At 63.1% G+C, this 19669-nt stretch carries 28 protein-coding genes; 11 read left to right on the top strand and 17 right to left on the bottom strand.

The window, feature by feature from the left end; genetic code table 11:
- Positions 1-7: 7 nt before the first annotated feature.
- A complete protein-coding gene (gene groL, locus AC1DVW_RS04095) occupies positions 8-1663 on the top strand; it encodes a chaperonin GroEL (protein WP_477273667.1) in 1656 nt (551 codons plus the stop codon).
- 72 nt (positions 1664-1735) lie between these two features.
- Here groL and AC1DVW_RS04090 read toward each other — a convergent pair whose 3' ends face one another.
- Positions 1736-2347, bottom strand: coding sequence for a TetR/AcrR family transcriptional regulator (locus AC1DVW_RS04090; RefSeq protein ID WP_477321339.1), 612 nt, complete (start codon positions 2345-2347; stop codon positions 1736-1738).
- A gap of 101 nt (positions 2348-2448) precedes the next feature.
- Here AC1DVW_RS04090 and AC1DVW_RS04085 point away from each other — a divergent pair, with 101 nt between their 5' ends.
- From AC1DVW_RS04085 to AC1DVW_RS04075, 3 genes are read left to right on the top strand one after another with little or no spacing between them, the layout of a single operon-like run.
- Positions 2449-3459 (top strand): zinc-dependent alcohol dehydrogenase family protein, encoded by a 1011-nt coding sequence (locus AC1DVW_RS04085; protein WP_477321338.1) that lies wholly within the window; start codon positions 2449-2451, stop codon positions 3457-3459.
- A 31-nt stretch (positions 3460-3490) separates the two neighbouring features.
- A complete protein-coding gene (locus AC1DVW_RS04080; protein ID WP_477321336.1) occupies positions 3491-3940 on the top strand; it encodes an OsmC family protein in 450 nt (149 codons plus the stop codon).
- 16 nt (positions 3941-3956) lie between these two features.
- Positions 3957-4343 (top strand): nuclear transport factor 2 family protein, encoded by a 387-nt coding sequence (locus AC1DVW_RS04075; protein WP_477321334.1) that lies wholly within the window; start codon positions 3957-3959, stop codon positions 4341-4343.
- Positions 4344-4456: 113 nt separating this feature from the next.
- Here the strand turns inward: AC1DVW_RS04075 and AC1DVW_RS04070 are convergent, their stop codons facing one another.
- The 9 genes from AC1DVW_RS04070 to AC1DVW_RS04030 all read right to left on the bottom strand — a co-directional run bounded on the left by AC1DVW_RS04070 (position 4457) and on the right by AC1DVW_RS04030 (position 9835).
- Complete coding sequence (locus AC1DVW_RS04070; protein ID WP_477317068.1) at positions 4457-5068, bottom strand: LysE family translocator; 612 nt, start codon at positions 5066-5068, stop codon at positions 4457-4459.
- An 80-nt stretch (positions 5069-5148) separates the two neighbouring features.
- Positions 5149-5535, bottom strand: coding sequence for a YkgJ family cysteine cluster protein (locus tag AC1DVW_RS04065; protein ID WP_477321332.1), 387 nt, complete (start codon positions 5533-5535; stop codon positions 5149-5151).
- A 5-nt stretch (positions 5536-5540) separates the two neighbouring features.
- A complete protein-coding gene (locus tag AC1DVW_RS04060) occupies positions 5541-5726 on the bottom strand; it encodes a hypothetical protein (protein WP_477273679.1) in 186 nt (61 codons plus the stop codon).
- A gap of 1 nt (position 5727) precedes the next feature.
- On the bottom strand, positions 5728-6135 hold the full coding sequence (locus tag AC1DVW_RS04055; RefSeq protein ID WP_477242595.1) for a hypothetical protein: 408 nt from the start codon (positions 6133-6135) through the stop codon (positions 5728-5730).
- Complete coding sequence (locus tag AC1DVW_RS04050) at positions 6135-6362, bottom strand: hypothetical protein (RefSeq protein ID WP_477321330.1); 228 nt, start codon at positions 6360-6362, stop codon at positions 6135-6137. The genes AC1DVW_RS04055 and AC1DVW_RS04050 overlap by 1 nt, the downstream gene beginning before the upstream one ends.
- Before the next feature lie 293 nt (positions 6363-6655).
- Positions 6656-6865, bottom strand: a complete 210-nt coding sequence (locus AC1DVW_RS04045) for a cold-shock protein (RefSeq protein ID WP_010915421.1) — start codon at positions 6863-6865, stop codon at positions 6656-6658.
- Positions 6866-7307: 442 nt separating this feature from the next.
- The gene (locus AC1DVW_RS04040; RefSeq protein WP_477321328.1) at positions 7308-7637 is read right to left on the bottom strand and encodes a YciI family protein; all 330 of its coding nucleotides are present in this window, start codon (positions 7635-7637) and stop codon (positions 7308-7310) included.
- Between the two features lie 8 nt (positions 7638-7645).
- On the bottom strand, positions 7646-8299 hold the full coding sequence (locus AC1DVW_RS04035; protein ID WP_477321326.1) for a glutathione S-transferase family protein: 654 nt from the start codon (positions 8297-8299) through the stop codon (positions 7646-7648).
- A 96-nt stretch (positions 8300-8395) separates the two neighbouring features.
- On the bottom strand, positions 8396-9835 hold the full coding sequence (locus tag AC1DVW_RS04030) for a patatin-like phospholipase family protein (RefSeq protein ID WP_477321324.1): 1440 nt from the start codon (positions 9833-9835) through the stop codon (positions 8396-8398).
- A gap of 169 nt (positions 9836-10004) precedes the next feature.
- Between AC1DVW_RS04030 and AC1DVW_RS04025 the strand changes: the two genes are divergently transcribed.
- Positions 10005-10184 (top strand): CsbD family protein, encoded by a 180-nt coding sequence (locus AC1DVW_RS04025; protein ID WP_477321322.1) that lies wholly within the window; start codon positions 10005-10007, stop codon positions 10182-10184.
- Between the two features lie 57 nt (positions 10185-10241).
- Here AC1DVW_RS04025 and AC1DVW_RS04020 read toward each other — a convergent pair whose 3' ends face one another.
- Entirely contained in the window at positions 10242-11375 is a 1134-nt protein-coding gene (locus AC1DVW_RS04020) for a metallophosphoesterase (protein WP_477321320.1), read from the bottom strand.
- 134 nt (positions 11376-11509) lie between these two features.
- Here AC1DVW_RS04020 and AC1DVW_RS04015 point away from each other — a divergent pair, with 134 nt between their 5' ends.
- A complete protein-coding gene (locus AC1DVW_RS04015) occupies positions 11510-12103 on the top strand; it encodes a hypothetical protein (RefSeq protein WP_477321318.1) in 594 nt (197 codons plus the stop codon).
- Between the two features lie 78 nt (positions 12104-12181).
- Here AC1DVW_RS04015 and AC1DVW_RS04010 read toward each other — a convergent pair whose 3' ends face one another.
- From AC1DVW_RS04010 to AC1DVW_RS04000, 3 genes are all read right to left on the bottom strand, one after another.
- Complete coding sequence (locus tag AC1DVW_RS04010) at positions 12182-12547, bottom strand: DUF1048 domain-containing protein (protein WP_477273696.1); 366 nt, start codon at positions 12545-12547, stop codon at positions 12182-12184.
- 2 nt (positions 12548-12549) lie between these two features.
- Positions 12550-12879 (bottom strand): PadR family transcriptional regulator, encoded by a 330-nt coding sequence (locus AC1DVW_RS04005; protein WP_477242577.1) that lies wholly within the window; start codon positions 12877-12879, stop codon positions 12550-12552.
- A gap of 191 nt (positions 12880-13070) precedes the next feature.
- Entirely contained in the window at positions 13071-13766 is a 696-nt protein-coding gene (locus AC1DVW_RS04000; protein ID WP_477321316.1) for a TetR/AcrR family transcriptional regulator, read from the bottom strand.
- Between the two features lie 83 nt (positions 13767-13849).
- On the opposite strand from AC1DVW_RS04000, the gene AC1DVW_RS03995 reads away from it, so the two are divergent.
- The gene (locus AC1DVW_RS03995; RefSeq protein ID WP_477321314.1) at positions 13850-14650 is read left to right on the top strand and encodes an NIPSNAP family protein; all 801 of its coding nucleotides are present in this window, start codon (positions 13850-13852) and stop codon (positions 14648-14650) included.
- Between the two features lie 9 nt (positions 14651-14659).
- On the opposite strand, the gene AC1DVW_RS03990 is transcribed toward AC1DVW_RS03995, so the two are convergent.
- Positions 14660-15487, bottom strand: a complete 828-nt coding sequence (locus AC1DVW_RS03990; protein ID WP_477321312.1) for an alpha/beta fold hydrolase — start codon at positions 15485-15487, stop codon at positions 14660-14662.
- Positions 15484-16422, bottom strand: coding sequence for a choline ABC transporter substrate-binding protein (gene choX, locus AC1DVW_RS03985; RefSeq protein WP_477321310.1), 939 nt, complete (start codon positions 16420-16422; stop codon positions 15484-15486). Before choX ends, AC1DVW_RS03990 begins: the two co-directional genes overlap by 4 nt.
- Before the next feature lie 82 nt (positions 16423-16504).
- Between choX and betI the strand changes: the two genes are divergently transcribed.
- The 3 genes from betI to AC1DVW_RS03970 all read left to right on the top strand — a co-directional run bounded on the left by betI (position 16505) and on the right by AC1DVW_RS03970 (position 18029).
- The gene (gene betI / locus AC1DVW_RS03980) at positions 16505-17191 is read left to right on the top strand and encodes a choline-binding transcriptional repressor BetI (RefSeq protein WP_477321308.1); all 687 of its coding nucleotides are present in this window, start codon (positions 16505-16507) and stop codon (positions 17189-17191) included.
- A gap of 77 nt (positions 17192-17268) precedes the next feature.
- Entirely contained in the window at positions 17269-17883 is a 615-nt protein-coding gene (locus tag AC1DVW_RS03975; RefSeq protein WP_477321306.1) for an SDR family NAD(P)-dependent oxidoreductase, read from the top strand.
- Positions 17880-18029, top strand: a complete 150-nt coding sequence (locus AC1DVW_RS03970) for an SDR family oxidoreductase (RefSeq protein WP_477321604.1) — start codon at positions 17880-17882, stop codon at positions 18027-18029. The genes AC1DVW_RS03975 and AC1DVW_RS03970 overlap by 4 nt, the downstream gene beginning before the upstream one ends.
- Before the next feature lie 14 nt (positions 18030-18043).
- Here the strand turns inward: AC1DVW_RS03970 and AC1DVW_RS03965 are convergent, their stop codons facing one another.
- Entirely contained in the window at positions 18044-18994 is a 951-nt protein-coding gene (locus AC1DVW_RS03965; RefSeq protein WP_477321305.1) for a LysR family transcriptional regulator, read from the bottom strand.
- A 116-nt stretch (positions 18995-19110) separates the two neighbouring features.
- Here AC1DVW_RS03965 and AC1DVW_RS03960 point away from each other — a divergent pair, with 116 nt between their 5' ends.
- Complete coding sequence (locus tag AC1DVW_RS03960) at positions 19111-19584, top strand: cupin domain-containing protein (RefSeq protein WP_477321303.1); 474 nt, start codon at positions 19111-19113, stop codon at positions 19582-19584.
- Positions 19585-19669 lie beyond the last annotated feature (85 nt).

The following is a 19669-nucleotide window of genomic DNA, read 5'->3' as shown; positions in this document are numbered from 1 at the left end:
CTAAAACATGGCTGCCAAAGACGTAAAATTCTCCCGCGACGCCCGCGAGCGCATGCTGCGCGGCGTCAACATCCTCGCCGACGCGGTGAAGGTCACGCTCGGCCCCAAGGGTCGTAACGTCGTCATCGACAAGTCGTTCGGCGCCCCGCGCATCACCAAGGACGGCGTCACCGTCGCCAAGGAAATCGAGCTTGAAGACAAGTTCGAAAACATGGGCGCGCAGATGGTCCGCGAAGTTGCTTCGAAGACCAACGACATCGCCGGCGACGGCACCACGACCGCGACCGTTCTGGCGCAGTCGATCGTCCAGGAAGGCCACAAGGCGGTTGCCGCCGGCATGAACCCGATGGACCTGAAGCGCGGCATCGATCTCGCGGTTGCCGACGTCGTCGCGACGCTGATCAAGAACGCCAAGAAGATCAAGACCTCGGAAGAGGTTGCCCAGGTCGGCACCATCGCCGGCAATGGCGACTCCTCGGTCGGCTCGATGATCGCGGAAGCGATGCAGAAGGTCGGCAATGAAGGCGTCATCACCGTCGAGGAAGCCAAGACCGCTGAGACCGAACTCGAAGTCGTCGAAGGCATGCAGTTCGACCGCGGCTACCTCTCGCCATACTTCGTCACAAACGCCGACAAGATGGTTGCGGATCTGGAAGACGCTTACATTCTCCTCCACGAGAAGAAGCTCTCCAACCTGCAGGCCATGCTGCCGATCCTCGAGGCTGTCGTGCAGACCTCGAAGCCGCTGGTCATCATCTCGGAAGACGTCGAAGGCGAGGCTCTGGCCACGCTGGTCGTCAACAAGCTGCGTGGCGGCCTGAAGATCGCCGCCGTCAAGGCGCCGGGCTTCGGTGATCGCCGCAAGGCCATGCTGGAAGACATCGCCATCCTCACCGGTGGCCAGGTCATCTCGGAAGACCTCGGCATCAAGCTCGAGAACGTCGGCCTCAACATGCTCGGCCGCGCCAAGAAGGTATCGATCTCCAAGGAGAACACCACCATCGTCGACGGCGCCGGCAAGAAGGCCGAGATCCAGGGCCGCGTTGCCCAGATCAAGCAGCAGATCGAGGAGACCACCTCGGACTACGACAAGGAGAAGCTGCAGGAACGTCTGGCCAAGCTGGCCGGCGGCGTTGCCGTGATCCGCGTCGGCGGTGCGACCGAGATCGAAGTCAAGGAAAAGAAGGACCGCGTCGATGACGCCCTCAACGCGACCCGTGCGGCCGTCGAAGAAGGCATCGTTCCCGGCGGCGGCGTCGCTCTGCTGCGCGCTTCGCTCACCATCAAGGCAACCGGCGCCAACTCCGACCAGACCGCAGGCATCAACATCGTGCGTCGCGCTCTGCAGGCTCCGGCCCGCCAGATCGCGGCCAACGCCGGTGCGGAAGCATCGATCGTTGCCGGCAAGATCCTTGAGAACAAGGGCGCGACCTTCGGCTACAACGCCCAGACCGGCGAATATGGCGACATGATTGCCATGGGTATCGTCGATCCGGTCAAGGTCGTTCGCACCGCTCTCCAGGACGCGGCCTCGGTCGCCGGCCTGCTCGTCACCACCGAAGCCATGATCGCCGAAGCTCCGAAGAAGGAAGCGGCTGGCGGCGGCATGCCCGGCGGCATGGGCGGCGGCGGCATGGGCGGCATGGGTGGCATGGATTTCTAATCCAACCCCTATCAGCCTTCAGATACGGAAAGGGCGCCGAAAGGCGCCCTTTTTGTTTTGAGGTCGCGTTGTTCAGACGGCGGCATCGGCGCGTCGCCGGACTTCTCCTGCAGCCAGCACTGCAGTTTCGATCAGGGCCGCGACCTCATCGGCCACGGCCTGCAGCGGGGCGCGGTCGCGGGTGGCGCGGGCGATCACCATCAGGCCTTCCAGCGATGATTCGACGAGCAGAGCCAAGGCGTGCGCGCGGCGCTCGGGCACCCCTGCCCTGACGAAGGCCTGTTGCAGCAGACCTATCCATTGCACGAAGGCCGAGCGGCACAATTCGGCCAGTTCCGGCACATCGGTCGGCGAGTCCAGCACAACGGGAGCGATCGGGCAGCCGAGCGAAAATTGGTTGTCTTCCAGCATGCGCCCGACCGCCTGGTAGATGTGGTGGACGGCCACCGCCGGGTCGGCTTCGGCGGCCAGCGCCTCACCCAGCCTTTGCGTCACACCGGCGACGCTGTCGCGCGTCACCTCGATGACCAACTGGTCCTTGCCGCCGGGAAAATGGAAGTAGAGCGAGCCTCGCGGCGCCCCGCTGGCGCTCAGAATGTCGTTGAGCGAGGTGCCGTGATAGCCGCGCTGCCTGAGCAGCAGCGCCGTCGTCTCGAGTATGCGGGTGCGGGTGTCGTTCGCCATGTCAACCTCTGTCAGCAGTCAGCATTATAGGCCTTGCGGAGAATATGACAATCGGTCTACATAATATGTAGATCAGTCTACATATATTTGAGGAGATCGACATGCAAAGCTACCGTCTTGAAGGGTCCGGCGGGACCGAATGCCTGGTGATGCACGACGAGGTGCAGCCGGAGCCAAAACCGCATGAGATCGTGGTGCATGTTCACGCCACCTCGCTCAACCGCCGCGACACGATGATCCTCAAAGGCACCTATCCTTTGCCGCCGCGCCAGGATGTCAGACCGCTGAGCGACGGCGCCGGCGAAGTTGTCGCCATTGGCGATGCCGTGACCCGCTTTGCCGTCGGCGACCGCGTCACCGGCAGCTATTTTGCCCGCTGGATCGATGGCCGCATCAACGCCGGGCTGATCGACCAGCTCGGCTGCACATTGGACGGCATGCTGGCCGAATACGCCGTACTCGACGAACAATGGGCCGCGCGGCTGCCCGACCATCTCGACTGGCATGAGGCGGCAACGCTGACCTGCGCCGGGCTGACCGCCTGGAATGCGGTGACCGGCGCGGGAATTCCGAAGCCTGGCCAATGGGTTCTGGTCATCGGTTCGGGTGGCGTCTCGCTGTTCGCGCTGCAGTTTGCCAAGCTGCTCGGCTGCCGCGTCGTCGCCGTCACCTCGCGCGCCGAGAAGGCGAACAGGCTGCGGGCGCTGGGCGCCGACCTTGTCGTCTCCAGCACGGACACGCCGGAATGGGGGGCGGCTGTCCGCGAACACACCGGCGGCATCGACCTCGTCGTCGAGACCGGCGGCCCGGCGACTTTCGCGCAGTCGCTCATCGCCAGCACACTTTACGGGCACATCGTGCTGCTCACGCTGCAGGATGCCAAAGGCGGCTCGATCCAGCTGCCGGCAGCGCTCTACCAGCGCAGCCTCGCCACCATCAGCCGCCTCTTCGTCGGCAGCCGAACCAACCTCGAAGCCATGCTGCGCGCCGTCTCGATGCATCGCCTGAAGCCCGTCATCGACAAGGTCTTCCCCTTCACCGAGGCCGGCGATGCCTACCGCTATTTCCAGCAGGGCGACGTCTTCGGGAAAGTGGTCATCACCGGCGCCTGATTTCCCACCCCTCAAACAACGGAGAGCAGACATGACAATTCGTGAAGCCTCGGCCGAGTGGCAAGGCACACTGAAAGAGGGTTCGGGCCGTTTGCGGCTCGGCAGCGGTGTGTTCGAAGGCGCCTACTCCTTCCCGTCGCGGTTCGAGAACGGTCCGGGCACAAATCCGGAAGAACTGATCGCGGCCGCACATGCCGGCTGCTTCTCGATGGCGCTGAGCGCCATACTGGGCAGGGATGGATATGAGCTCGCGTGCATTCGCACCGTCGCCAAGGTGCATCTCGGCGCGACCACGGCCGGGCCGACGATCACCCGTATCGAGCTCGAAACGCAAGCCGAGATTCCGGGCCTTGAGCCCAGAGAATTCCAGCGCCTTGCCGAGACGGCGAAGACGACCTGCCTCGTCTCGCGCGCCCTAGCCGGCGTGGCAAGCATCACGCTCAGGGCCGAGCTTGTCGCACCCGTCGGCGCGGAAGCATGAAACCAGGAGATTTGAGATGAAACAGGAGAGCATCGTGGACATCCATCCGGACGACCGATCCCGTGAGACGGCCGAGATCATGCGGCGCTTCAACGACGTGTTCCAGTTGCACGATCCGTCGGCACTCGCCGAACTGGTGGCCGAGGACTGCGTCATCGAAAACACCGTGCCTGCGCCGGACGGCGCCCGCCATGCCGGCCGCGAGGCCTGCGTTGGGCTGTGGTCGGCGATCGCCACCCAGGCCGGCACGCGCTTCGACCTCGAAGAGACATTCGTCGCCGGCGAGCGGGCAACGATCCGCTGGCGCTATTTTCATGCCGACGGCAACTCCATCCGCGGCGTCAATTTGATGCGCGTCGCGGATGGGCGCATCGTCGAGGCAATGGGCTACGTGAAGGGATAGCGCCCAGAGCCTGTTCCATCCCGATAGAATCGGGACGGGGCTCTATCTTCTTGTTTGAGCATGATCTTTTCCGAAAACCGGATTCCACTTTTCGGGATCATGCTCTTGAAACGCTACCTGTCCGCCAGCGCCAGTTTGGCGCCGAGCATGACGAAGGCGCCGGCGAAGGTGCGGCGCATCCAGGTCAGCACCATCGGCCGCGACACGACATGGCTGCGAATCGAGGCTGCGAAGATGCCGTAGCCGACAAAGACGACGAAGGTCAGGAGCATAAAGACGCTCGAGAGCTCCAACATCTTCGACAGCGCGTGCGGTTCGGTGGTGCTGACGAACTGCGGCAGGAAGGCAAAAAAGAAGATCGACAGTTTTGGGTTGAGGATGTTGATCAGGATGCCGGAGGTGATCACCTTGCCGGCCGAGCGCGGCGCGACATTTTCCTCGACGCTCAGGCCACCCTTCTCCTTCAGCGTGTTCCAGGCCATGTAGAGCAGATAGGCAACGCCGAGATATTTCAGCGTTTCGAAGGCGACAGCACTTGTGTGCAGCAGTGCCGCCAGGCCAGTGATGGCGGCGGCCATATGCGGGATAATGCCGAGCGTGCAGCCGAAAGCGGCAATGATCGAGGCCCGCGCCCCGCGCGAAAGGCCGGCGCTCAGCGTGTAGAGAACACCGGTGCCGGGCGAAGCCACGACGATCAGCGACGTCAACAGAAATTCGATGCTCACGGATGGTTCCTCCGACGCGCCCTGCCCGGCGGGAAGGTATCGGGCCGGACGGTGGCGCACAAGACGGAGGCGAAAGGCCGCTAGACTGGCAGCCCGTGCGCCTTGCGCGCCATCAGGCAATCGTCGTCGCCGGGCATGCAGGCGCGGCAGACATCGGGGCGGATCTCGTAGATGCCGCAAGCGGTTCGTTTGCCAACCTCGCCGGTGAGTGCCGAGCAACGCACGCCGTCGCAGCGCATGCCGGATTCGTTGGCGGATACATATTTTGCCGGGATACGGTCGAGCTGCGCGTCATCCTCTGTGGAGAAGCGCGGCCATTCGGCCGAATAGGAACAGCAGGCGCCGCAGCTCTGGCAGTCAAAGATTGCGACGGGGTTGGCATCCTCCCGCGGCGATAAAAAATCGGCGGCGGCGGCCGGGCCAAGCAGCCCGGCGGCGATGAGATTGCGGTCCGCGTCCTTCGGCAACGAGGCTATTTCTTCTTGCCGGCCTTGCCCTTCGACGGCGCCGCCGGCGAAAGAAACAGATCGGTCGAGGTCTCGGCGGATCCATCCACCGGCTTCACCGCCGCCGGCTTTTTGTCATTGGCGGCCGGCTTGGCCAACTTCACGGCAGCAGGCGCCGTCGGCTGGTCCTTGGCGGAAAACTTGATGGCCATGTCAATCCTCGTCAGAAAAACGCGATGATGGCGCATTCGGGTTGCGCAAGCGGCCGATCAGCGCCGAGACCGCCGTGATGTTCATTTCTTCGGGCGACCAGTTCCTGGCCTCCGCAATGTGATGCGGCGCCAGTTCGCGGTGCGTGCTGCCGCTATAGGCGGCGTCCTGATGGGTGACGCGCTCATGGGTCTTTTTGTCCTCGCGGATATATTCGATCAGGTAGTTCGGCGCTTCGGCGCGGCCGCGCACGCCGACGCGCACCTGGGCATCGCCATGCGCACGCTTGCAGCGCTCGAGCTTTTCCAGCACCCGGCGGACATATTCGACCGGCTTGTCCATGCCTGGGACCATGGACGCAATGGTCGCATCGGCATCGATCGGTGTTGGCGGCACGCGTTTGGTTGCCATCAGCGTTTGCCCGCCCGTTTCGGCAGGGCCGCGACCGCGGCAGCCGCGGCCAAATCGTCGGCTTCCTTTTCCAGGCGCAGTTCACGCAGCCGTGCGGTCTTGGCTTCCCGTGCCTGGCTGACGGCGTCCTGTTCGGAGGTGATGCGGTTGAGCGACATCGACTGGGTCTGGGCCTTGCTGAAGATGGATTCAGCCTGGTCGCGGGATCTCTTTGAAGTGGCGGTCAAGGTCTTTCTCCCGTTCGGAGCATGCTGCCGAAAAGCGGCGAGATCGGTCTTTCGGCCAGGACCACGCACAAAGCAAGACGGCAGTCGGATTCAGATAGCTGAAGCGTCCTTAGCACGTTCGGATGACCGCGCGGCGCTCTTTTGAACTTTTGCAGCGCCGAAAAATGAAAAAGGCCAGGCATTGCCTGACCTTCCATCACAGCGCCACGCCTCCCTGGGGAGACGCAGGCCTCAGAATTCGCCATTCACCGGTGCCAGTACATCCGTGGTCACCGGGAAAGCTGAATTCCGTTTTAGGCCGCCTTCAACTGATCGGCGGACATCTTGCCCGACTTGTTGTCGCGGACCATCTCGTAGCCGAGCTTCTGGCCTTCGACGATGTCGCGCATTCCGGCGCGCTCTACGGCCGAGATGTGAACGAAAACGTCGGCTGAACCGTCGTCAGGCTGAATAAAACCAAAACCTTTGGTGGCGTTGAACCATTTAACTGTGCCGGTGCTCATGACGAACCCTTTCCATGGCAAGTATTCGTTAATCGCGGTGCGAATGCACAACGATTTTTGTCTCGATTTTTGATGGGGAAGTTCGTCAAAGGCGCGCATGTGTGCGCGGATAACAAAAGTCGGTCAAACAAATATCGACGAATTTCTTCTACGCTTCTTTTGAAGCCGTGTCAATTTTTGGTTTAGGCAACGGCAAGATTCGACGCAAAGTTGTCCGCAGCCAGGATCTCAAAAGGACCTGAGGCAGCGCGGTGCGCGGGCGGCAGGCCCTCCCAAAAAAATTCTACACACGAGGGAACCAACCCCGCGCCTGTGCATTTTATGGGTGCCGTCAGCAATTCATGAGAGCAATCGAATGAAAGGCTAATGGCAACAGGACGCCCCCCGCGCGATAAAAGGCACGAGGGGCGTTCTTGTATTTGGCGCCATGCAGTGGTGCCCCTCAGATGATTGCGCTCATCAGCGGCAAGATTTCATAGCGGAAGCCCCTCCCCGAGCGGACGACGGGGTCGGCATCGGTCACCGCCCTGGCCTCAGTCTCGCTCCCGACGCGCAGGATCAGTAGCCCCCAAGGACCGGCCGGGTCTGCGACCGGGCCGGCCAGGATCATGGTGCCATCGCGAAGTTTGCCGCGAAGGTAGTCGGCATGCCGGCCCATCAGTTCCCTCTCCTCCTCCGTCATGGTGAAGGCGAAGTCAGGCCGAGGCGGGATCAGCCGGCAGTGGAAGATCGATGGCACTGCCGCCTCGCCCGGTCCGTCGTTGCTGGCCATACCTCCTCCTATTCGTCCGGACCAGGCTCCGGCCAGGTTTCTTTCGCTGCCTCCGCATACCAGTGGCGCATCGCCGGCGTCGCCAGCACAGCGTCGACATAGGCACGGGTATCCGGCGCGAGCTCGCCGCCATAGGTGTCGAAGCGGGTGACGATCGGCGCATACATGGCGTCGGCCGCGGTGAAATGGCCGAACAGGAATGGGCCGCCCTTGCCGTACCCGGCGCGGCACTGCCGCCAGATCGCCTCGATGCGCTCCCGCTGCACTTCTCCATCTGCGTCGAGCGGCTTGTGACCCTTGGGACGGCGCAGGTTCATCGGCCAGCCATAGCGGACCTCGCGAAAGCCGGAATGCATCTCGGTCGCCACCGAGCGGGCGAGCGCGCGGGCGCCGATATCGGTCGGCCACAGCTTCTTTTGCGGAAACAAGTCGGCGAGATATTCAAGGATGGCAAGGGTTTCCCAGACGATCCTGCCATTGTGATTCAGGACTGGCACCAGCCCGGTCGGCGACACTTTTGCCAGATTGGCAAAGGTCTGCGGCGTGCGCAGGCGCACAAAACCTTCCTCGAACGGGATCTCCAGATGCTTCATCGCCACCCATGGCCTGAGCGACCATGAGGAGAAGCATTTGTTGCCGATGTAGAGCTTGAATTCAGCCAAGATGGTCTCCCCAATTTTTCGCCACACTAGCCAGCGGATGCGAGACCAGCAAAGCGTTTCGGCGGCCATGCACTGGTCCAGCCTTCACCCCTGATATCAGTTGGCCTGTGCCGCCATTTGCGCACCAGGCGAGACACCCGCACGCGCGCGGATGGCGGCGACCGCGCTGGCGATCTCCGCATTGACCAGCAACGCCTCGCGGCCGGCGGTGATGGTGAGATCGACCTGTTCGACCGGCAGTTTCAGGCGCGTCGGGATCAGGTTCAGCTTGACCTGCCTTGCCGGATCGAGGTCGGCGAAGGACAGATGCTCGACGACGAGATGGACATCGCGGCAGTTCCAACTGCCCGCCGAGCCGCGATAGGCGGCCACCGTCGCGACCGGCAGACTGCAGCGATAGCGCACCAGCTCGTCCTGCCATTGCGAGACGGCCAACGTCAGCGCATCGAATTCGTCACGCACCGAGGCCGCCAGCGTTGTGCCGGTCACGGCGCCGAACAGCTGGCTGAGCTTCGGCCCGTGGATCTTCTTGGCCCAGGTCACATCGCGGTCGCTGCCGGCGTCGGCGACGATGAAAAGCAGCGTCCTCAACCTGACGGCGGCGGACGGTGACAGCGGACCGTAAGGGTTACCGGCGGCAGAGCGCTCGAGCGTGAAGCCGGTGACGCCGATGTTGTCGGTCAGGCCACCGTCGAGCAGCTTTACAAAGTCGAGTGGATCCTCCTTCTGGTAGGAATCGAGCGCCCTGGCATGGGCCCTGAGCCGGGTCGACGCGTTGCGATCGGCCAGCGCCCGCTCCAACCATTGCGGCCGGTGATAGTCGCAATGCGGACTGGTGGCCGAGATCACGATCGGCGCGAAGACGACAGGCACGGCGGCGGAGGCGGCAACCGCATCGGCCAGCCGCACCTTGTCGAGATCGCTGCACAGGGCCGCGAAGGTGTCGTAGCTGAACAGGAACGGCGTGCGGTTGTAGAGATCGGACGCATTGACCCAGACGATGGGGCGGTCCGGTTTGCGGAAGGCCTCGAACGTCGCGCCATCGAAGAGATGGTCGTTCAGCCATTTGGCAAAGCCGCTGCGGTCGTTGACGCCGCCATTGTAGGCGCGCACCAGATTGAGCGGCGATAGCGATGTCCTGAGATCGGCTTCCGCATCCTGGATGAGGAAACGCTCGCGAAAATCCTGATAGCCGTCCTTGCCCCTGTAGCCGAAATAGGCTGCGGCGATGGCGCCGCCGGACGCTCCGGAAATCATCCTGATGTCATCGACCAGCGTACGGCGGTACGGCCGCTCGTCGATGACGATCTCGTCCAGCGCCCGCAGCACGCCATAGGAAAAGGCCGCCGCCCTGGTGCCGCCGCCGGAAAAGGCGAGGCCGACCACAGTCGAGCCGTCGTCGCCCGGATCGGGAAGGAAGGTCGGCGACGGGTGGCCAACCTTGGAGACCTCGACGTTGATCGGCCCGACATCGTTGGCGACGCAGCCGGCCATCAGCATGGCGGCAGCCAAGGCAAGGTCTGGACGAAAACGCATCCGACACCCCCGGGCCAACCCTCAAATTGCGGCCCGAGCGGAGCCTATCCGGATTGCCCCGCCGGGCGCAACCGGCGCGGTTGGCATGGCAGTGTGGAACCAGAAGGACGCCGGCCCGTTTGCCTCTCGCGAATGAAGCACCGGAATTCAAATCCCAGGAGATGCAAAAATGGTGAACAAGGATCAGGTCGCGGGCGTGGCCAAGCAGGTCAAGGGCTCGATCAAGCAAGCCGCCGGCAAAGCCACCGGCAATCGGCAGACGCAGGCCGAGGGCACGGCCGACAAGATCGCCGGCAAGGTACAAAAAGCCTATGGCGACGTGAAGGACAAGATCAGGAAGGCGCTCTAACACAGCACCGCGGAACGCTTTGACGATCGAGGAAAGGCGGCCTCTCAGGCCGCCTTTTCATGTGTTCCAGCCTTTGCTGAAGGCATTGGTGAAAGTCACGGCGCCATGGTCGTCGCTGGCCTCGCCCAGCACCACATCCATGCCGTCACTGGTCACCCGCGCGACAGCGAAACCGCCCATATAGGCGGCCTTCGGCTTGAACAGATCGAGGCCGTCACGGCGGTAGATCAGCGGCGTGTCGTGCTGGTGGCCATGGAAGATGGCGACGACATTGTAGCCCTTCAGCGCCGAAAGCAGCGCCTGGCGGTCGGCCTCGCTCCACCAGTGCGGCGCGCCGTTGCCGTCATCGTCATAGGTCCTTTTGGCGGCATCCCAGCGCTCGGTCGAAAAAGTATCCCAGCCATAGTGCTGGAACAAGATGACAGGGCGGCCGTCCGCTGCGTAGGTCGCCAGATCCTGCTTCAGCCATGGCAGGCTGGAGATGGCGCCGTGGCCGGTGTCGCCGGCGAAACGGTGCGTCTGGACGAGATGCAGGCCGCCCCAATCCCAGGAATAGCAGTCGGTATCGACATCATAGTCGGTCGCCGGCACCGGCGGCTTGAAGAACACGCCGGCGCGGTGATTGACCTCGACATAGTCGCGCATTTCGCGGCGGTACCAGTCGACATGGTGCGGCGGGCCGTTCTGATCGAGGTCGTGGTTGCCGAGCCCGACATAGACCGGCATGTGCACGCGATCGGGGCCAACGCCTTGGCTGTAGCGCTGGCTGAACTGCAGCAGCTGCGTGCCTTCGCTGGGCTGGGTGATCTGGCCGCCGCCGTCGTCGGTGATGTCGCCGCCGACGACGAGGCCGAGCGGCGTGCCGATTCGGCTGCCGGCCGAACGCAGGCCGGTGGCGACGCCATTGATTTCCGCCGGCCAGTCCTTGTCACCGAGGCCGTTCAGCGCGGCGACGCTGCGCAGCAAGGCGGCGTCGGTCTTGCCTTCCTGCTGGCAATTGGGGCTCAAGCCGCTGGCCATGCGGCAGGCGTGGATATCGGCGACGAACAGAAAGGTGGCGTCGATGGGCGCAATGCGCTGCCCGGTCTGGCCAAGCGCCGGGCGGGCGACAGCGCCGGCCACGGCAAACCCCGCCGCCTGCGCCAGGAAGCCGCGCCGGGAGACCAGTTTTTTCGAAAGGCGAGTCATCATGGCGCGAAATTCAGCACAGCCGGCAACGGTTCGTCCAGTTTTGCGCGCGGGTCACAAGACCTGCTGGCCATCGACAGCGTGTTGCGGGTCTGTCATTTCTACGCGCGCTAACGTTCAGCTTGTACGGGGACGCCATGAAAGCTGCACCTATCGGCATGATGCTGGCCGCATTGCTGTCGGCGGGTGTCGCCGATGCCGCCGATTGCATCGACGCAAAATCCGCCAAGGCCGGCTTCGTGCTGGAAATGCCCGGCATCCGCAGCGAGTTCCGGCCGGCAGCGGGCGGTATGGTTTCCGTCGCCAACACATACCAATCCGAATCGCCGCAGACACAGTTCCTGTTCGGCGGCTTGATCGAGGTGTTTCGCGACAGCGATACGGGTCGGCTGGCGATGATCCCGTTTTCCGATCTGCGAAAATTGTTCCCGCTGAAGACGGGAGCGAAGAGCACGATAGAATTCGTCGAGCTGTCGGCGAACAAGCAGCCGAAGAGCACCAAGACGCTGACGTTGGTCGTCAAGGGCAAGGAGACGTTCAGCCTGGGCGACTGCAAATACAACGTACTTGCCGTCAGAGAGACCTTCAAGAATGGGGCCGGCGAGACGCTGGATGCGTTCACTGCGCTCTATTCACCCGATTTGCGGGCAGCTCTCGCCCGGCGCTACGACGAAGGCACCAGCGGAGAATCGGTGAACGGTTACACGACGATCAAGCCGCTGCCTAACTAGTGGATTGAATCGTACGCTTGGCACGGCGCCGCAGAATTGGCTGCCTGGCCGCCGTCTGGATATCCGTTCCTTCGGTTGTCACCGCTGGCTGTCCGCGACGCGATCAATGGCGTCGGTCAGTCGTTTCCGTTCCTTGTTGATCCACTGACCCTCCGAGTAGTTCTGGAGAAACGTCTCAGCGAACTCCACAGGGTTCTCCCCGACGACCGCGCGGATCGGGGTTCCATTCACGACGCTCTGCTCGAAGAGGTCGGCGAGATCCTCCAGCATCGACACCAAGGTGTCGCCTTTCGTTATCGCTCCGAAGTACATCAGGTACCGATCCAGCGCATCGATCGCGGCGCGATAGTTAGCGGGAAGCTGTTGCGTGCGCGCTTTGTACTGCCGGTAGCGCTTCTTCTGCTCGAGCGCCCCTGTGATCTGCTCGATCCATCCTGTGGCCATGTCTATTTCCTTTCTGCGTGGAGCTGTTCGAGCCGTTCTGCGAGGAAGCTCCACGTCCTCCAGAACTCTTCGAGATAGTCCCGTCCCTGAGCGTTGAGCGAATAGACCTTGCGCGGCGGCCCCATCTGGGACGGGATCTTGTGCACGTCGACGAGGCCCTTTTGCTCGTTCCTGACGAGCAGGGCGTAGACGGTGCCTTCGGCGATGTCGGAGAAGCCCTGCTCTCGCAACCGTGCCGTGATCTCGTAGCCGTACGCCGGCTGCGCGGACAGAATCGCGAGGATGATGCCCTCGAGCGTGCCCTTGAGCATCTCTGTCATCTGCTTGCCCACGCAACCTCCTCTGGCTATTCAGTGTTACTAACTACCGGTATATAGCGTCACTGAATAGCGGTCGTCAAGTGCGACGTTGCCTGATTGTCGAGGATGGCGTGGCCGTCTTGCCAGGCGGGCCTCGCGCTCGACGGCGTTGAGGAAGCGGATGAATCGGTAGAACCGGCGGGCCAGCGCCGTTCGTCTGGCCGCTAAGGCCCTGGTCGCGGCAGTACCCTGCGACGTCGTCTGGCTCTCGCTCCGTCCTGGACCGATGGAGCCGAACTGGTCACGCGCTGCAATTCCTCCAGGCAGTCGCGCAGCACGTTGGCATCCTGCGCCGTCTTGGCCATCGACATGGCGCCGGAGTAGGTGGCGACGGTCAGTGCTGCAAAGCGCTGCGCATCGGTGCCTTGCTCCCTGCCCGCTTGCTGGTCGGCCCTGACCTTGTCAGCGATCGCCTGGCGCCACGCGGAAAAGATGTGGGCCAAGGCAACGCGAAAATCCGGGTCGGCGAGCGACAGTTCGTGCGCCAGATTGTTGAGCGGGCAGCCGCTCACGAAGCCCTGCTGGTCCAGTTCCTCAGCCACGGCTGCGAAGACGCCGCGCACGCCCTCGCGCGCCGAGCCCGCCACCAGCAGCGGCACGATCCAGGTTTCTTCGACCGCTGCGGCCACACGCTCCTCGATCACGGCAAGCGCCAGCGCCTTCTTGGTCGGGAAATGGTGGTGCAGCGCGCCGCCGGTAACACCTGCCGCCGCCATCAGGTCGCCCATGCTGGAGGCATTGTAGCCGCGCGCCTGAAACGACGCTTCGGCGACGTCCAGAACCTTGTTGCGCACGCCTTCGGGGTCGTTGGTGCGTTTGGATGACCGCCCTTTCGGACGCCCGGCAATCTCTGCTGACATCTGCGCACGATAGCAGATTGACAAAACAGGACAATCGGTCTGTTTTATAAACCGGATGATCATCCTGTTTTGGAGGCGACGCAATGAACTTGCCCTTAGCTGCCCCTACGAGATCCACCCTGCTCGCTTCGCCAGTCGTCGAACTCCGGCAATACACGCTGAAGCCCGGCAAGCGCGATACGCTGATCGATATCTTCGACACCCACCTGATCGAAGGCCAGGAAGATGCGGGGATGACCATCATCGGTCAGTTCCGCGACCTTGACCGGCCTGACATGTTCGTCTGGATGCGTGGTTTCGACGGCATGGAGGCGCGGAAAGACGCACTGACCGCTTTCTATGAAGGGCCGGTGTGGGGTGCCTACAGCAATGCCGCCAATGCCACGATGATCGATTCCGACGATGTGCTGCAGCTGAAGCCGGCATGGCCGGGCGCCGGCTTCGACCTGTCGGGGTTGCAACGGCCAGTACCGGCATCGGCAGCCCATCAAGACGCCGACGTCGAAAAATTGAACGGTGACAGTCGCTTGAAGGGTATCGTTGTCATGCAGATTCATCATTTGCGGGAGGGCGCGCAGGCCGGCTTTGCCGAAACCTTCGAGGCCTTGGCCGTCCCAACGCTCAAGGCGCTCGGCGCAAAGCTGCTCGCCGCCTTCGTCACCGAACACGCCGAAAACAGTTTCCCCCGCTTGCCGGTGCGAACATCCGAAAACGTCTTCATCAGCGTCACCGGTTTCGACAACATCGAGGCGCACGCCCGCCATGAAGCGGCCTTGGCGAACGCGCCGAAGTTGCAGGCATTTCTGCAAGCAGCGCAGTCGGCCATCGCCAAACCAACCGAAACCTTGCGCCTGTCGGCGACCTCGCAATCGCTGCTGAGGTAGCCCCTCGTATCAGGCCCCTGCCCTGAATTTGCCGGTGATGGCGGCGGCGACGAGTGCCGGATCCTCCCAGTGCGGATTGTGGCCGCAGCCTTCAAGGCGGACGAAGTCGGAACCTGGAAGCGCGCGCAGCAGCGCTCGCTGATGCGCCTCGCCGAACAGCGGATCGACTGCGCCGCCAATGATCAGCGTCTTCTGCCGCACGGCCGACGCCGCACCGGCCAGATCAGCGCTGCGAAGCTGTTCTAGGATCAGCCGCCAGCGCGCAGCCGGCATTGCAGAGGCCTCCTGCGCCATCAATGCCAGGAAGGCCTGCGGCACGCCGGGCCCGCAGGCATGCCACCAGCCATAGAACGGGTCGGCAGGCGAGATCGGATCGCGCAAGGCCCGGACGCCGCTCACCATTTGATGGTCCTGCGAGATGCCGGGCTTCAGCGTACCCGCCAGCAGCACCAGCCCACTGATCAGCTCGCCATACTTGGCTGCCGCCTCGACGGCGATCATGGCGCCAAGCGAATGGCCGACGAGAACCGGCCGTTCGAGCCGCAACCGCGCGATCAGCCCGGCAATGTCGTCGGCGAAGTCCGCAGGCCGGAAAGCGCGCGATCCGGCCTCTGAAGCGCCATGGCCGCGCAGGTCCGGGATGACCAGCCTGCGGCCTGCCAGATGCGGCACCAGCAGCGAAAAGCTGCGGCTGGTGTCAGTGAACCCATGGATCAGCAGCAGGGCCGGCCCGGCGCCGGGGATTTCGATGCAAGCCATGGCGAGGCCACCGACATCGACCATGTGCTTGCGGCCGGCCCACTCTTCCTGCCCGGCCTCCAGTCCAGAGGAATTCACAGGCCGAGCTTTTCCTTCACCGCGGCCAGGCCAGGCTTGCCGTCGAAACTGGTGACCCCGGCCAACCAAGCGTCGAGACGGCCCTTGTTCAGGGTGATTGCCTTCAGTGCGGCCTCTTCAGGCTTCATGCCGTCATTGATCAGATAGCCCATGCCGACATTCTCGAAGTCGACGTCGAAGACGAGATTCTTCAAGAGTTGCGCGACGTTCGGGCATTCCTGCAGATAGCCCTTGCGCACCTGCGTCGACACTGTTGCTGCGCCGAAATTCGGGCCGTAGAACTTGTCGCCGCCGGTCAGATACTTGAAGTCGTACATTGTGTTCATCGGATGCGGCGCCCAGGCCTGGAAGACGATGAACAGCTTTTCCTTGATCTCGTAGCCGACCTCCGACAGCATGCCGGCTTCGCTCGACTCGACCACCTGCCAGCCATCGAGGCCGAGCGAAGGATCGGCGATGGCATCCATCATCAGCTGGTTCGATCCGGGCTCGATGCCGTACATCTTCTTGCCGAACTTGTCGGCGAATTTGTGCAGGTCGGAGAAGTCCTTGACGCCAGCCTCCCAGACATAGGTGGGCACCGCGAAAGTGTATTTGGCACCTTCGAGATTGACGCGCACATTCTCGATCGAGCCGTCCTTCTTGTAAGGCGCATAGTAAACGACGGTTGCGGGATCCCAATAGCCAAGGAACGCGTCCAGGTCCTTGTTCTTCATGCCCTCATAGATGACGTTCATGCCGAGCACATCGCTTTTCGCCTGATAGCCGAGCGCGTCAAGCAGGACGCTGGCGATCCCCGTGGTGAAGGCGAGATCGTTCCAGCCGGGTTCGGCCATGCGTACCGTCTTGCACTGCTCGGTCTCGCCCGCCTGGGCGGCGTGAGATGCCAGCGCCAGCGCTGCCAGACAGACGCCAGTTGCAAAGATGCGTTGCATTTCGGTTCTCCTCATTGTGCTATGTTGACCATTTGGTCTAATTATTGTCCCACCGGTCAATTATTGATCTAAATGGACGAAAATGTCAACTTGGATTCGTGATGCATGGATCGAACCCGTGAAACTGACTCGTCTTAGCGACATACGCCGCAAGGAACTGCGGCAGGCGGCTTTCGCTGTCCTGCAGCGCGAAGGCATTGCCGGAGCGACCTTGGAAAAGGTCGCCTCCCAGGCCGGTGCATCGAAGGGCATCGTGCTGCATTATTTCCGCAACAAGCAGGAATTGTTCGAGCACGCGATGCGCGAGGCCAACGTCGTCCTGCGTGATGCGGTGATCGCACGGCTTCGCCGGGCACGGACTCCGATGGAGCGCCTGGATGCGGTGATCGAAGGCAATTTCGAGCCGCATTTGTTTCAGCCTCCACTCTGCCATGCGTGGCTTTCGCTCTGCGCCGAGGTGCCGCGCGACGAGAATCTGGCACGTATCCAGAAGGTGATCCACGCGCGCATGCGCTCTAACCTTTTGTCCGGCCTGCGCGGTCTTGCCCCGCCCAGGGAGGCCGAGGACATCGCGCTTGGCGTCTCCGCGCTGATCGACGGGCTCTGGCTGCGGCTCGCCCTGCGGCCGGGAAGTGTGTCGCGCGAACAGGCGATCCGCCAGGTCAAGGATCATGTCGCCGCGCGGCTGGTCTTCCGGGAAGCCTTGCCTGGCGACGGAGCAGCAGTAGCCTCTGGCCGGCGGTCTGGCGAAGTTCATACTGAGCGATAGGCCGATGACTTGACCGCGACTGCCGGCAGCGGTGCTCTGACCGTGCGGCGGGTGGCGAGAGCGCGCAGGAGTATTCGATGAGATTGGGCGGCAAACGGGCCCTGGTCACCGGCGGTTCCGACGGCATCGGCCTGGCCATCGCCGAGGCCTTTTTGCGCGAGGGTGCTGAGGTTCTGATCGTCGGCCGCGACGCCGGAAAACTCGGCGCCGCTCGCGAAAAACTCGGCGCCGGCGTCGAAACGCTGTCGGCAGACCTAGCCACATCAGCCGGTATCGACGCCGTGGTCGATCAGGTGAAAAAGTCCGGCCGGTCGCTGGATATCCTGGTCAACAATGCCGGCGTGGCGTTCCTGGTGGCCTTCGAGACGGTCAGCGAAGAGCAGTTCCAACAATCCTTCGCGCTGAACGTGACGGCGGCGTTCTTCCTCACCCAGCGCCTGCTGCCGCATCTCACGCCAAGCGGTGCCTCGGTGATCAACATCTCGTCCTATTTCGCCAACAAGATGATCCCGAAGCGGCCGTCGAGCCTCTATTCGCTGTCGAAGGGCGCGCTGAATTCGCTGACCAAATCGCTGGCCTTCGAGCTCGGCCCGCGCGGCATCAGGGTCAATGCCATCGCACCCGGCACGGTCGACACCGCTATGCGGCGCAAGTCGATCGAGAACCTGCCGGCGGAAGCACAAGCCGACTGAAAGCCTATGTCGAGCGCAGTTATCCGCTCGGCCGCATCGGCCAGACAAAGGACCTCGCCGGCATTGCCGTGTATCTGGCCAGCGACGAGGCGGCGTGGACCAGCGGTGGCATTTTCGCCATCGACGGGGGGTACACTGCAGGGTGAGAAGCGGTCGGCCGCTATGAGCCGCCAGAGTCCCGGAAACCAAGCACTCCAACAGCTTCGAGTATCTGCTCGCGAACCCAGCGGTGCGGCGGCTCGTCGTCGTGGCGCGCGTGCCAGTACATCCTGACTTCAGGAACGGAAATGGGGACCGGCGGTTCAAAGATGGCGAGCGGCAGGCTCTTCGCCGCCCAAACCGCGAACTGCATGGGAACCGCGGCAAGATAGTTTCCGTTTGCCACCGCCAGCGCGACAGCCTGAAAGTGCGGCAACGCCAGGCTCACACGACGCGTTCGCCCGATCCTGCCGAGCGCCTCGTCGGTAGAGCCCGACATCGAACCGTCGATGGAGCGAAGAACGTGGGGCAGTTCGCAGAAAAGGTCGATCGGCAGCCGCTCGCTGTCCGCAATCCCGCTCTGCCTGATTGCGGCGTTGTCCCTCGCCGCAATGATTGCGAATGGCGAATGGAATAGCGGCGTGCTGGAGACCCAGTCGGAAACCTCCAGTGGGCGTTCGAGTGCCGCGTCGATTTCATCCTCCTGGAGCAGCCTCGAAACGTCGCCCCGCGCGCTGTCCAGAAAGCGGAACGACACGCGGGGCGCCATTTCGGCGACACGTGCCGCCAGAAACGGCATCAGCATCATGGAGAAGAAGTCCGCGCCCATCAGCGTGAAGGTTCGGTCAAGTTCCGCCGGATCGAAGGTTTTCGTGGACTGGAAGACACGTTCGATTTCGCGAAGCGCCACGCGCAACGGCTCCGCCAGGCTCTCGGCCCGCGGCGTCGGCACCATCTCATTGCCGCGCCGCACGAACAGTTGGTCGTTGAGGACATGCCGCAGGCGATTGAGCGCAGCGCTGACCGCAGGCTGGCTGAGGCCGATCTGCTCGCCGGCGCGTGTAACGCTTCTTTCCCGCAAAAGCGCGTCGAACACCCGGACAAGATTGAGGTCGAGCGCGTTCAAATTCATCGCATCAATTCATCCCATACGATCATTCGATTTCCGTTGCGGGCATGTCCTTGGTTAGGTCGTCGTCAGCGCCACCCAGTCGGCACAGGCGACAAAAGGAGCAGAAAGCCATGACAATGACCCCCGGGACGATCACAGGCAAGGAACTCTTCTGGTTCAACAACACACTCATCGCGATCCACATCCCGTCGGCCGCGGGAGAGGACGGCATCTGCGTCGTCGAGCATTGCATGCCGTATGGCGACTCTGCGCCGCTGCATGTGCATCGCCAGGAAGATGAGGCGTTTCATGTTCTGGAGGGGCGGATGCGCTTTCAGATCGACGGCCAGGAACGGCTTGCTGGCCCCGGCGATACAGTCATCGCACCGAAAGGCCTACCGCACACCTACCGGGTCGAGTCGCGCGAAGGCGCGCGCACACTCACCGTCACGCGCGGTGCGGATTTCGAAACGCTGCTGCGCCAGGCGGGTCGCCCTGCCGAGCGGCCGGAATTGCCACCCCAGATGGAACCGACGCCGGAAATCATCGCGGCTCTGGTGCAGCTCTGCGCAAAGAACGGCATCGATATTGTCGGGCCGCCGCTGGGGTGAGCTGCTTGTCTCCCCCCTTGAGGGGGAGATGGCCGGCAGGCCAGAGGGGGTCGCTGCGCGTGATGCGCCAGCTTCCTGTGGCGGC

This window comes from Mesorhizobium sp. P3_B5, from assembly GCF_056402815.1.
The sequence above is the reverse complement of the archived record's forward strand: the minus strand, read 5'-3'. Positions and strand labels throughout refer to the sequence as shown.